Consider the following 11,672-nt stretch of genomic DNA (forward strand, 5'->3'; position numbering starts at 1 on the left):
GGGCGCGCCCTTACTCGTCGTTCTCGAGCTCGGCCGCCACCTCGGGGCTCATGTCGAAGTTGGTGTAGACGTTCTGCACGTCGTCGCTGTCTTCGAGCGCGTCGATGAGACGGAACACCTTGCGCGCGGTGTCGGCGTCGACCTCGACCTTGAGCGACGGGACGAACTCGACGTCGGCGGAGTCGTACTCGATGCCGGCGTCCTGCAGCGCGGAGCGGACGGTCACCAGGTCGCTCGCCTCGGTGATAACGCCGAAGCCGTCACCGTGCGGCTCGACCTCTTCGGCACCGGCCTCGAGGACCGCGAGCATGACGTCGTCCTCGGTCGTGCCCTCGGACGGGACGACGATGACGCCCTTGCGGCTGAAGTTGTAGGCGACGCTGCCGGGGTCGGCGAGCGTGCCGCCGTTACGGCTGAGCGCGGTCCGCACCTCGGCCGCGGCGCGGTTCTTGTTGTCGGTCAGACATTCGATGAGGAACGCCACGCCGTTGGGGCCGTAGCCCTCGTACATGATCGAGGCGTACTCGACGGCCTCGCCGCCGATACCCGCGCCGCGCTTGATCGCGCGGTCGATGTTGTCTTTGGGGACCGAGGTCTTCTTGGCCTTGAGCACCGCGTCGAAGAGCGTCGGGTTGCCCTGGAGGTCCGCCCCACCGAGCTTGGCGGCGACCTCGATGTTCTTGATGAGCTTGGCCCACGACTTGGCGCGGCGGGCGTCGACGACCGCCTTCTTGTGCTTGGTCGTGGCCCATTTGGAGTGTCCGGACATGCGTTCCAGTCTAGAGCGAGGGCGCCGCGACCCCGGCGCGCGTGCGGACGCGGTCGAGGAACCGCGCGTGGAAGCGCGTCTCGCCCGTGGATTCGGGGTGGAACGCGAGCCCGAGGAGGTTGTCCTGCTCCACGGCCACGACCCGCCCGTCGGACAGAGTCGCCAGGGGGGTGGCATCCGGGCCCGTCTCGGTCACCACGGGCGCGCGGATGAACACGGCGTGCACCGGCGGATCCCCCAGGACCGGGACGGCGAGGTCGGTCTCGAACGACTGCGTCTGAGAGCCGAAGGCGTTGCGCTGCACGCGGACGTCGAGTCCGCCGAAGGTGCGCTGGCCGACGATCGCGCCGTCGATCCGGTCAGCGAGGAGGATCAGCCCCGCGCACGTACCGAGGACCGGGAGACCGTCGGCGATCGCGGCGCGGATCGGGTCGAACAGGCCGAACGCGCGCGCGAGCTTGTCGATGACGCTGGACTCGCCGCCGGGGAGGACGAGTCCGTCAACCTCGGCGAGCTCCGACGTGCGCCGGACGGGCCGGGCGTCGGCGCCCAGGTCCGCGAGCACGCGCAGGTGCTCGCGGACGTCGCCCTGCAGGGCGAGGACGCCGACGCGGGGGCTGTTACCAGCCACGTTCGGCCAGGCGGTGCGGTGCGGGGAGGTCGGCGACGTTGATACCGACCATGGCCTCGCCGAGACCGCGCGATGCCTCGGCCACGATCTTGGGGTCGTCGTGGAAGGTGGTGGCCTTCACGATCGCGGCGGCACGCTGCGCGGGATTGCCCGACTTGAAAATGCCGGAGCCCACGAAGACGCCGTCGGCGCCGAGCTGCATCATCATCGCCGCGTCGGCCGGGGTGGCCACGCCGCCCGCGGTGAAGAGGACGACGGGGAGTTTGCCGGTCTCGGCGATCTCGGCGACGAGCTCGTAGGGGGCCTGGAGCTCCTTGGCCGCGACGTACAGCTCGTCCTTGGTCTTGGCGCGCAGCGCGTTGATCTCGCCCGTGATGGTGCGGATGTGCTTGGTCGCCTCGGAGACGTCGCCCGTGCCGGCCTCGCCCTTCGAGCGGATCATCGCGGCACCCTCGGTGATGCGGCGCAGCGCCTCGCCGAGGTTCGTGGCACCGCACACGAACGGCACGGTGAAGTTCCACTTGTCGATGTGGTTCACGTAGTCGGCGGGCGAGAGCACCTCGGACTCGTCGATGTAGTCGACGCCCAGCTCCTGCAGGATCTGCGCCTCGACGAAGTGCCCGATGCGGGCCTTGGCCATCACGGGGATGGAGACCGACGCGATGATGTCGTCGATGAGGTCGGGGTCGCTCATGCGGGCGACGCCGCCCTGCGCGCGGATGTCGGCCGGCACGCGCTCGAGCGCCATGACGGCGACGGCGCCGGCGTCTTCGGCGATGCGGGCCTGCTCGGCGGTGACGACGTCCATGATGACGCCGCCCTTGAGCATCTCGGCGAGTCCGCGCTTGACGCGGGAGGTTCCGGTGTCGGTCATTGCGATTCCCTTCGCGCTTCGGGGCGCTTCTTTTGGCTTAGGCCAAACCGTAGCATGACGCAGGACATAGGCTGGAGCGAGCGAGAGGGGGCGTATGTCGGTCGACATCACCGGGCGCTCGGCATCCGAGATCGCCGCGGACCTGCGGGAGCGCATCGAGCGCGGACAGCTGCAACCGGGCGACGTGCTCGCCCCCGTGCGCACCCTCGCCGCCGAGCTCGGCGTCAACCGCAACACCGTCGTCGCCGCGTACCGCCTGCTCGCCCAGGCCGGACTCGTCGTCGCGCGCGGGCGCGGCGGCACCCGCGTCGCCGGCCACGCGCCCGTGGCGCAGGAGGGCTACGCGGCCGGAACCGTGCTGCGCGATGTCGGTACGGGCAACCCCGACCCGACGCTCATCCCGGACCCCGCCGCCGCCCTCGCGCGGTCGGGGCGCCCGGTGCTCTACGGCGAGCCGGTCGTCGACCCGGGGCTGGAGGAGTGGGCCCGCGCCTGGATGTCGGAGCAGCTCCCCGACCCCGACCCCCGCATCACCGTCACGAGCGGCGCCAGTGACGCCATCGAGCGCCTGCTCGCGCAGGCTTTGCAGCGCGACGACGCCGTGGCGCTCGAGGACCCCTGCTTCCTGTCCGCGCTGCACACCGTGCGTCAGGGCGGTTACCGGGCTGTGCCGGTGGCGGTGGATGCCGAGGGGATGACGGTCGAGGGACTCCGGGCCGCTCTGGCCGACGGCGTCCGGGCGGTCATCTGCACGCCGCGCGCCCACAACCCCACGGGCGCGAGCCTCACCGAGCAGCGCGCGGCGCAGCTGCGCGAGGTCCTCGCCGACCACCCGTACGTGCTCGTCATCGAGGACGACCACTTCTCGCTGCTGTCCCGCGTGCCGTTGCGCACCGTCATCGGCCCGGCGCAGCAGCGGTGGGCGCGCATCCGTTCGGTGTCGAAGTTCCTCGGACCCGACATGTGCCTCGCGGTCGTGGCATCCGATGACGAGACCGCCGACCGGCTCGCGCTGCGTCTGACCCCGGGCACGACCTGGGTGAGCCACATCCTCCAGCGGCTCACGCTCGCGCTCGTCACCGATCCCGAGGTGCGCGAGGGAATCGACCGGGCCGCGGCGCATTACGCCGAGCGCAACGACGCCTTCGCGGCGGCCCTCGCGGCGCGTGGTCTGCCGACGCCGGTCGGCGACGGCCTGAACCTGTGGGTGCCGCTCCCCGCACCGGCCGCGCGCGTCCGCGAGGACCTCATGCGCCGCGGATGGCTGGTGCGCGACGGCGACCACTTCTTCCTCTCCCCCGACACCGCCGGCGACTACCTCCGTCTCACCGTGCACCAGCTCTCGGACGCGGAGGCGGTCGCGCTCGCCGACGACATCGCGAGCGCCGTCACCGCGCTCCGGCCCGCGCCGCGAGGTGGGAGGATCGAAGGATGAAGGTCCTCTCGATCCAGTCGGCCGTCGCGTACGGTCACGTCGGAAACTCGGCCGCCGTCTTCCCGCTGCAGCGTATCGGCGTCGAGGTGCTGCCCGTCTACACGGTCAACTTCTCGAACCACACCGGCTACGGCGCGTGGCGCGGGCCGCTCATCTCCCCCGCCGACGTCGCCGACGTCATCACCGGGATCGAAGAGCGCGGAGTCCTCGGCGAGATCGACGTGGTCCTGTCCGGATACCAGGGCGGCGAGGGCATCGCCGACGTCATCATCGACGCGGTCGCGCGGGTGAAGCAGGCGAATCCGGATGCCGTCTACGCGTGCGACCCGGTCATGGGCAACGCCAAGTCCGGCTGCTTCGTGGCCCCGGCGATCCCCGACCTCCTGCGCGAACGCGTGATCCCCGTCGCGGACATCATCACGCCCAACCAGTTCGAGCTGGGGTTCCTCACCGGCACCGAGCCGGGCAGCATCGAGTCCACGCTCGAATCCGCCGACCTCGCGCGCGCCCGAGGACCCCGCACCGTCCTCGTCACGAGCGTCGAGCGGCCCGACCGCGAACCCGACACCATCGAGATGATGGTCGTCGACGACGCCGGTGCGTGGATCGTGCAGACGCCGCTCATCCCGATGAAGGCCAACGGCTCGGGCGACGTCACCGCGGCCCTCTTCACCGCTCACTATCGCCGGACTGGGGATGCCGCGGACGCGCTCGCCCGCACGGCCTCCAGCGTCTTCGACCTGCTGTCGAACACCTACGAGGCGGGCTCGCGCGAGCTGCTGCTCATCGAGTCGCAGGAGGCGTACGCCCACCCGCGCCTGCAGTTCTCCGTGCGTCAGGTGCGCTGAGGTCGCTCGGCGCTGCGTCGGGCGTCAGCCGCCGTAGACCTCGGTGTAGGCGGTGAGCCAGGCGTCGGCGTCGTCGGGGCAGAGGAACGACGTGCCGTAGACCATGAGGCTCGCGATGGGCGCTTCGGCGTTCGCACGATCCGTCCCCTGCAGGTCGGCGGGGACGAGCTGGGCGAGGATCGGCGATGTGGCCACGTGGGCCTGCAGGGTCGTGGCATCCACGCGGTGGTAGCTCAGAATGGCGGTCTCGCACGCATCGGCGACCAGCGCGAGCGAGAGGCTCTCGTCGCGATCCGTCCACTCGATGCCCTGCTGAGCCGCGTAGTCCTTCTGTTCCGCGACGAACTGCTTCTGCGCCGGGGTCACGGCGACCAGCGGCGTTCCGTCCAGGGGCAGTTGCTGCTCTTCGAAGAAGCGCTCCCGCTCCGCGAACGCGGCGTCTACGTCGTCGCCCGTGAGGGGACCCGCGGAATCATCCGGGGAGGCGAAGGGCGTCGGGCCGGCGGACTCGCCCGGCGCCGTCAGCGGTGCCCGCATCCCGTCGGGTCCGAGCGGGCTCGGCAGGCGAATGCACCCGGTCGTGGTGCCGAGCGCCGTGGCGACGAGGAGGGTCAGGGCGAGGGGACGGAGCCGAGCCTTCATCCCCTCACGCTAGCCGCGCACCGGTGACGGACCCGCGGGCTTGCGGCGGAGCGGTCACGCGTTCCAGGCGTCGGCGACCGTGCGACGCACGTCGCCGAGCAGCTGCGGTAGCGCCTTCGTTTTGGCGATGATCGGGAAGAAGTTCGCGTCCGACGCCCACCGCGGAACGATGTGCTGGTGCAGGTGCGCGTCGACGCCGGCGCCGGCGATGGCGCCCTGGTTCATGCCGAGGTTGAACCCGTCGCACCGCGACACCGCTCGGAGCACGCGCATCCCGCGCTGCGTCAGCGCGCCGATCTCGGCCACCTCTTCGTCGGTCGCCTGGTCGTAGGTCGCGATGTGGCGGTACGGGCACACGAGCAGGTGCCCGGAGTTGTACGGGAACAGGTTCAGCAGTACGTACGCGCTCTTCCCCCGCGCGACGATCAGGCCGTCCTCGTCCGACTTCCCCGGAGCCGCGCAGAACGGGCAGTTCTGCTCCATCGGTTCGCGCCCGGCCTGGATGTAGGCCATGCGGTGCGGGGTCCACAGGCGCTGGAACTCGTCCGGCACCCCCGGGAGGTCCGCGGCCGCGACGATCTCGACGCCGTCGGCCGCGGAGGCATCCGGTTCGGTCGTCACGCGAGGTCCTCGGCGGTGTCGACGAGGGCCTTCGTCGCGATCGCGCCGGTGATGCGCGCGACGGCCTCGTCGACCGGGATGCCGTTGAGCTGCGTGCCGTCGCGGAAGCGGAACGACACGGTGCCACCGGCCCGGTCCGCCTCGCCCGCGATGAGCTGCAGCGGCACCTTCTGCGTGGTGTGGGTGCGGATCTTCTTCTGCATGCGGTCGTCGCTGTGATCGACCTCCGCGCGCACGCCCTTCGCGCGGAGCTCCGCGACGATACCGTCGAGGTACTCGCCGTACTCCGCGGCGACGGGCACCGCCACGACCTGCACGGGCGAGAGCCACACCGGGAACGCGCCCGCGTAGTGCTCGAGCAGGATCGCGAAGAAGCGCTCCACCGAGCCGAACAGCGCACGGTGGATCATGACCGGGCGGTGCTTCTCGCCGTCGGGTCCGGTGTACTCGAGCTCGAAGCGCTCGGGCTGGTTGAAGTCGAGCTGGATCGTCGACATCTGCCAGGTGCGGCCGATGGCGTCGCGCGCCTGCACCGAGATCTTCGGCCCGTAGAACGCCGCTCCACCCGGGTCGGGCACGAGCTCGAGCCCCGAGGCCTCGGCGACCTCGCGAAGAGTCTCGGTCGCCTCGGTCCACAGCGTGTCGTCGCCGATGAACTTGGGGTTGCCCTCCTCCTTCGTCGACAGCTCGAGGTAGAAGTCGTGCAGACCGTAGTCGCGCAGCGTCTGCAGGACGAAGTCGAGGCTGTGGGTCAGCTCGCCCTTCACCTGGTCGGCGGCGACGTAGATGTGCGTGTCGTCCTGGGTCATGCCGCGCACGCGGGTCAGGCCCGCGAGCGTGCCGCTCTTCTCGTAGCGGTAGACCGACCCGAACTCGCTCAGCCGCAGCGGCAGCTCGCGGTAGCTGCGTCCGCGCGAGCGGAAGATCAGGTTGTGGAACGGGCAGTTCATGGGCTTCAGGTAGTACTCCTGGCCCTCGCGCGTCACGTGGCCGTCGGCATCCACCACTTCGTCGAGCGTCATCGGGGGGTACATGCCGTCCGCGTACCACTGCAGGTGGCCGCTCGTCATGAACAGGTCGCCCTTGGTGATGTGCGGCGTGTTCACGACCTGATAGCCGCTGGCGAGCAGACGCTCGCGCATGTAGCGCTCGATCTCGTAGCGGATGATTCCGCCCTTGGGGTGGAAGACGCTCAGGCCCGGACCGATCTCATCGGGGAACGAGAACAGGTCGAGTTCCTTGCCGAGCTTGCGGTGGTCGCGCTTGGCGGCCTCCTCGAGACGGTGCTGGTACGCGCGGAGGTCGTCCTTGGTCGCCCACGCGGTGCCGTAGATGCGCTGCAGCTGCGGGTTCTTCTCGCTGCCGCGCCAGTAGGCGCCCGCGATGCGGGTGAGATCCCAGCCGTTGCCGATCAGGCGCGTGCCGGGAACGTGCGGTCCGCGGCACAGGTCTTTCCAGACCGTCTCGCCGTCGCGGTTCACGTTGTCGTAGATCGTCAGCTCGCCGGCGCCGACCTCGACGCTCGCGCCTTCGGCGGCTTCGGCGGACCCGCCCTTGAGGCCGATGAGCTCGAGCTTGAACGGCTCGTCGGCGAGCTCGGCACGGGCCTCGTCGTCGGTGACGACACGACGCACGAACCGCTGGTTCTCGCGGACGATCCGCTCCATCTCCTTCTTGATGACCTTCAGGTCTTCGGGAGTGAAGGGATCGTCGACCTGGAAGTCGTAGTAGAAGCCGTCGGTGACGGGCGGACCGATGCCCAGGTTCGCCTGCGGCTTCACGCGCTGCACGGCCTGCGCCAGCACGTGCGCCGTCGAGTGCCGCAGGATCGACAGGCCCTCGGGGCTGTCGATCGTCACCGGCTCGATCCGGTCGTGCGCGTGGACGGTCGTCGCGAGGTCTTTGAGCTCACCGTTCACGCGCAGGGCGACGACCGAACGGTCGGGGAAGAGGGCGAAGCCGTCGGCGGGGTAGGTCTGCTCCGACGGCAGGGCGGCATCAGTCAAGGCGGTCTCCTGGATGGGTCGATTCCAGGCTACCCGCCGGGCGTGGCCTCAACGGCACGCCGCGTGCCGCATAGTGGAGCGGTGACTCTGGCCATCATCGGCGGCGTGCTGTGGATCCTCGGCATCATCGCTCTCCTCGTCGGCATCTTTCCCGTCGACCAGGCTCTCGCCGTCGCCGACCGCGTCTGGCCCATCCTGCTGTTCGTCGTCGCGGTCACGATCGTGGCGGAGCTGGCATCCAAGGCGGGATTGTTCGACGTCGTGGCCGCTCGCCTCGCCCGGATCGCCCGCGGACGGACCGCGTGGCTGTGGGTGCTGGTGGTGGCCCTGGCCACCGTCGCGTCGGCCTTCCTCTCGCTCGACACGACCGCGGTGCTCCTGACCCCGGTCGTCGTGGCCATGGCGGTCGCGCGCAAGCTCGACCCGCTGCCCTTCGCGTTCGTCACGGTGGTGCTCGCGAACACCGCGTCGCTCGTGCTGCCGGTGTCGAACCTCACGAACCTGCTGGCATCCGACGCGCTCGGCGGGCACGACCCGGTCGCCTTCCTCGCCCTCCTCGGCCCGTCCGCGCTGATCGCCATCGCGGTGTCGGTGGCGGTCCTGACGGCGGTGTTCCTCCGGAAGCTGCCGAAGACCTACCCGGATGCCGCCTCCCCCGTCGTTGCGGACCCGGTCCTGTTGCGCGTCTCCGCGATCGTCACGGTGGCGCTGCTGCCGTTGCTCGTGATCGGACTGGATCCGTGGATGCCGGCCCTCGCGGCCGCGGTGGTGCTCGTCGTCGCGTTCGCCCTGCGCGCGCCGCGGGCCCTCGGCATCCGTCTCGTACCCTGGTCGCTGCTCGTGTTCGCGGGCGGGCTGTTCCTCGCCGTCGGAGCGCTGGAGGCGGTGGGGATCGGGCGCGTGACCTCGGTGCTCGCCGGCTCGGGCGACGATCTCGTGTCGCTGTGGCAGCTGGCCGGCGTCGGCGCTCTCGCGGCGAACGGGATCAACAACCTCCCGGCCTATCTCGCGATGGAGTCGGTTGCGGGGTCCCCCGTCCGCCTCGCCGCGCTGCTGATCGGCGTGAACGCCGGGCCCATCGTGACACCGTGGGCGTCGCTGGCCACGCTGCTGTGGCACGACCGTCTCGTCGCCGCCGGGGTCGAGGTGCGGTGGAGCCGGTTCATCCTGCTGGGTGCCGTGATCGCGCCGCTGATCCTGGTGCTGGCCGTGCTGCCGCTGACGCTCTGACGTCAGCTCTCGTACGCGCGCCCCCAGGCTTTGCGAGGTTCGATGAGCCAGACGGCGAAACCCCGGCGGAACTCGTAGGGCTTGCCCGTGTACAGGGTCGCGATGCGGTCGATGTAGGGCAGCGCCCTGCCGCCGTCGATGCGTTCGACGGCCTCGCCGCGGACGAAGGCCATGGAGAGCGGATCGTCGACAGCCGTCACCGAGATCGCGACGCGGGGATCGCGCAGCAGGTTCCGGTCTTTGAGCGTTCCCGCTTCGATGAAGACCGAGAGGAGCTCCCCCTCGACGCCGACCCAGACAGGGACGCTGTGCGGGGAACCGTCACGCATCAGGGTCGCGAGGTGTGCCACCGCCGGCGCTTCGAAGTACGGCTTCGCTGTCGTCCAGTCGCTCATGCGGTCGACAACCCGCGCGTCGTCTCGGTCATTCCCTGCCTACCGATGCGCGGCCATGGGCGCCTGATCGTTGGGGACCTCGCGGAAGACCATCTCCCCGCGGTGCGGGGTCTCACGCACGGTGGAGTCGTCGGGCTCGGGCACGACGTACAGTCCCCGGCCCGAGTTCGCGTTGTACGTGAGGGCGTGCAGCCACGTGTTGCTGAGCTGCGGATTGCGGCTGCCGTGGTACTTGAACACCATCGAGACGTTCGGGTGGATGTAGACGGTCGTGCGCCCACCACCGGTGCTGATGTCGTCCTTCCACGTGAAGGGGAAGCTCTCGCCGCGCCGCACCTTGGCCATGATGACGGCCTGAAGATGGGCGAGGAGACGGTCCTCGAAATCGACCTTGATGTTGCCGTCGTAAATGAATTTGCCCATAAAGAACCTCCGAACGGCATCCCGACAGCCGCGCATTCCTGGCGAGAAATGACGAACGCGGGAAAGGGGGGATGCCGCTTCTGTCACGGGCAACATCTCGCGATTCGCCCCGAAACGCAAACCCACTTGCCTCCGGGACGTTTCGGGTCTAGGGGTCGTCAGGCTCCGCGGGAGATCCGGAGGATGACGCGATCGCCGGCGCGGCGCTGAAGCCGACGCATCAGAGCCTCGAACCCGGTGATGGCGCGGAACTGCCATCCGTACTTCCGCCGGAGGGCGGCGTCGGCTCGCTGATCCTCGGTACTCGGTCCGGCGATGCGTGCATGCGCCTGCACCGTGATGGCATCCGGGGCCACCGCCCCCATTCGGGAGCAGGGCCGCAGCGTCACACGGGCGTCGTTCCGCACGCGCTTGACCTTGCCCGTGTTCCGCTCGGTCGTCACGACGAGTTCGTCGCCGTCCCGGGCGATCCACACCGGCGTCGCGACCTCTTCCCCATTTCTGCGGAACGTTCCGAGCGAGACGAAAGGAGAGGCGGCGATTTCACGCCAGAGAGAGTCGGGGACGGTCATTTGCCCACACTATCGGCCCGCGGATCTCCCGGATCCGGTCTTGCGGTGCGGTGGCTTCAGGCCGCACAGTGCGCGCTCTTAGGAAACCCGGAGCATTGTTCACACGTTTGGAACATGTCGTACGTGTGTGCTTCCGATGCCCCTGCCAGGCTCGGAACGAGGAGGTTCGCATGTCTCGCCGCCACATTGCGACCCACGCCTACGACTTTCGTCGGGGGTGGGTGCGCGTCTCGCCGACCGAGGTGACGCCGGACTACGCCCTCCACCTCCGCGACGAGGGGTTCACCATCGTCCGCTCCCGTCGAGGGTGGTTCGGCATGCGTGAACTGCCGGTGAGCTGGTACATCCCGCGCTCGGATCCCGACACCGCTGACCCGACGGGATCGGCGGATGCCGCGCCCGAGGCAGCGTCGTCCACGCTCCGCGAGCGTCTCGACATCGGACGGGATGCCGCGCCCGAAACGCCCGTGCCCGATCCGGCGACCCCGAGGACGCGGCGCGCACGGCAACGGGCGGACGACGGCGACGAGTGAGACGGGCCGGGACCCTAATACACGAAAACCCCCGGCCAAGCCGAGGGTTCCTGTGGTGGTGCGCGATACTGGGATCGAACCAGTGACCTCTTCCGTGTCAGGGAAGCGCGCTACCGCTGCGCCAATCGCGCCTGTGAAGGCTGTTCAGTTATGGGCGAGGTGGCGACGGGATTCGAACCCGTGTAAACGGCTTTGCAGGCCGGTGCCTAGCCGCTCGGCCACGCCACCGTGTGTGGTTCGACCCACGTGTCGTGATCTCCCGGCCGAAGCCTGACGGCGATCTTCACACTCGAGCGGATGACGAGACTCGAACTCGCGACCCCAACCTTGGCAAGGTTGTGCGCTACCAACTGCGCTACATCCGCATTTCGTTCCCGGGGCTTGCCCCGAGCACTCGTAAGACATTACCCGATTTCGAGGCACGTGCAAAACCAGACGCGCCCCGCGCGTGTCCCTCTCGCGGTCGGTGCAGCCCCCGCGGATCGGGTAAGGTAGTCGAGTCCCGTTCGGGACGAGGGGCGATTGGCGCAGTTGGTAGCGCGCTTCCTTCACACGGAAGAGGTCGTCGGTTCGAGTCCGGCATCGCCCACCACCGGGAGGCCCGGAATCACGCGGAAACGCTGGATCCCGGGCCTTTCTCTTTGGCTTGATCGTGGGCGTGTGGCTTATAGGCAAGAACGTGTGGATGGGTCG

Annotated in this window: 13 protein-coding genes and 4 tRNA genes; 5 read left to right on the plus strand and 12 right to left on the minus strand. The window is 69.5% G+C overall.

The genetic code is table 11. The annotated features are described in order from the left end of the window. Window positions 1-10: 10 nt before the first annotated feature. From AVW09_RS14455 to pdxS, 3 genes are read right to left on the minus strand one after another with little or no spacing between them, the layout of a single operon-like run. Entirely contained in the window at window positions 11-769 is a 759-nt protein-coding gene (locus AVW09_RS14455) for a YebC/PmpR family DNA-binding transcriptional regulator (protein ID WP_063258727.1), read from the minus strand. Between the two features lie 10 nt (window positions 770-779). Continuing rightward, the gene (gene pdxT / locus AVW09_RS14460) at window positions 780-1,400 is read right to left on the minus strand and encodes a pyridoxal 5'-phosphate synthase glutaminase subunit PdxT (RefSeq protein ID WP_063258728.1); all 621 of its coding nucleotides are present in this window, start codon (window positions 1,398-1,400) and stop codon (window positions 780-782) included. Next, entirely contained in the window at window positions 1,390-2,274 is an 885-nt protein-coding gene (gene pdxS, locus AVW09_RS14465) for a pyridoxal 5'-phosphate synthase lyase subunit PdxS (RefSeq protein WP_022879089.1), read from the minus strand. The genes pdxT and pdxS overlap by 11 nt, the downstream gene beginning before the upstream one ends. A 94-nt stretch (window positions 2,275-2,368) precedes the next feature. On the opposite strand from pdxS, the gene AVW09_RS14470 reads away from it, so the two are divergent. Then, a complete protein-coding gene (locus tag AVW09_RS14470) occupies window positions 2,369-3,709 on the plus strand; it encodes an aminotransferase class I/II-fold pyridoxal phosphate-dependent enzyme (protein WP_063258729.1) in 1,341 nt (446 codons plus the stop codon). Further along, entirely contained in the window at window positions 3,706-4,557 is an 852-nt protein-coding gene (gene pdxY, locus AVW09_RS14475) for a pyridoxal kinase PdxY (RefSeq protein WP_063258730.1), read from the plus strand. The genes AVW09_RS14470 and pdxY overlap by 4 nt, the downstream gene beginning before the upstream one ends. Before the next feature lie 24 nt (window positions 4,558-4,581). Here the strand turns inward: pdxY and AVW09_RS14480 are convergent, their stop codons facing one another. Genes AVW09_RS14480 through thrS form a run of 3 tightly spaced genes read right to left on the minus strand, consistent with a single transcriptional unit; the run spans window position 4,582 to window position 7,826 of the window. Beyond that, a complete protein-coding gene (locus AVW09_RS14480) occupies window positions 4,582-5,199 on the minus strand; it encodes a hypothetical protein (RefSeq protein ID WP_063258731.1) in 618 nt (205 codons plus the stop codon). Window positions 5,200-5,253: 54 nt separating this feature from the next. Further along, window positions 5,254-5,820, minus strand: a complete 567-nt coding sequence (locus tag AVW09_RS14485; RefSeq protein ID WP_022879085.1) for an HIT family protein — start codon at window positions 5,818-5,820, stop codon at window positions 5,254-5,256. Further along, the gene (gene thrS, locus AVW09_RS14490; RefSeq protein ID WP_063258732.1) at window positions 5,817-7,826 is read right to left on the minus strand and encodes a threonine--tRNA ligase; all 2,010 of its coding nucleotides are present in this window, start codon (window positions 7,824-7,826) and stop codon (window positions 5,817-5,819) included. Before thrS ends, AVW09_RS14485 begins: the two co-directional genes overlap by 4 nt. Window positions 7,827-7,907: 81 nt before the next feature. Here thrS and AVW09_RS14495 point away from each other — a divergent pair, with 81 nt between their 5' ends. Beyond that, on the plus strand, window positions 7,908-9,056 hold the full coding sequence (locus AVW09_RS14495; protein WP_082823001.1) for an SLC13 family permease: 1,149 nt from the start codon (window positions 7,908-7,910) through the stop codon (window positions 9,054-9,056). Window positions 9,057-9,058: 2 nt separating this feature from the next. On the opposite strand, the gene AVW09_RS14500 is transcribed toward AVW09_RS14495, so the two are convergent. The 3 genes from AVW09_RS14500 to AVW09_RS14510 all read right to left on the minus strand — a co-directional run bounded on the left by AVW09_RS14500 (window position 9,059) and on the right by AVW09_RS14510 (window position 10,446). Beyond that, window positions 9,059-9,451, minus strand: coding sequence for a pyridoxamine 5'-phosphate oxidase family protein (locus tag AVW09_RS14500; RefSeq protein ID WP_063258733.1), 393 nt, complete (start codon window positions 9,449-9,451; stop codon window positions 9,059-9,061). 39 nt (window positions 9,452-9,490) lie between these two features. Further along, window positions 9,491-9,874: a DUF7882 family protein gene (locus AVW09_RS14505; RefSeq protein WP_063258734.1), complete on the minus strand. Its 384-nt coding sequence runs from the start codon at window positions 9,872-9,874 to the stop codon at window positions 9,491-9,493. Between the two features lie 158 nt (window positions 9,875-10,032). After that, on the minus strand, window positions 10,033-10,446 hold the full coding sequence (locus tag AVW09_RS14510) for a PPOX class F420-dependent oxidoreductase (protein ID WP_063258735.1): 414 nt from the start codon (window positions 10,444-10,446) through the stop codon (window positions 10,033-10,035). A 170-nt stretch (window positions 10,447-10,616) separates the two neighbouring features. Between AVW09_RS14510 and AVW09_RS14515 the strand changes: the two genes are divergently transcribed. Further along, entirely contained in the window at window positions 10,617-10,979 is a 363-nt protein-coding gene (locus AVW09_RS14515; protein WP_063258736.1) for a hypothetical protein, read from the plus strand. Between the two features lie 56 nt (window positions 10,980-11,035). On the opposite strand, the gene AVW09_RS14520 is transcribed toward AVW09_RS14515, so the two are convergent. The 3 genes from AVW09_RS14520 to AVW09_RS14530 all read right to left on the minus strand — a co-directional run bounded on the left by AVW09_RS14520 (window position 11,036) and on the right by AVW09_RS14530 (window position 11,344). Further along, window positions 11,036-11,110 (minus strand) — tRNA-Val (locus tag AVW09_RS14520). Between the two features lie 26 nt (window positions 11,111-11,136). Further along, a tRNA-Cys gene (locus tag AVW09_RS14525) sits at window positions 11,137-11,207 on the minus strand. A gap of 64 nt (window positions 11,208-11,271) precedes the next feature. Then, window positions 11,272-11,344 (minus strand) — tRNA-Gly (locus tag AVW09_RS14530). Window positions 11,345-11,495: 151 nt separating this feature from the next. Here AVW09_RS14530 and AVW09_RS14535 point away from each other — a divergent pair. Further along, window positions 11,496-11,571: transfer RNA gene (locus AVW09_RS14535), tRNA-Val, on the plus strand. Window positions 11,572-11,672: the final 101 nt, after the last annotated feature.

Source organism: Microbacterium sp. T32 (assembly GCF_001619615.1).
Classification (GTDB): Bacteria; Actinomycetota; Actinomycetes; order Actinomycetales; family Microbacteriaceae; genus Microbacterium.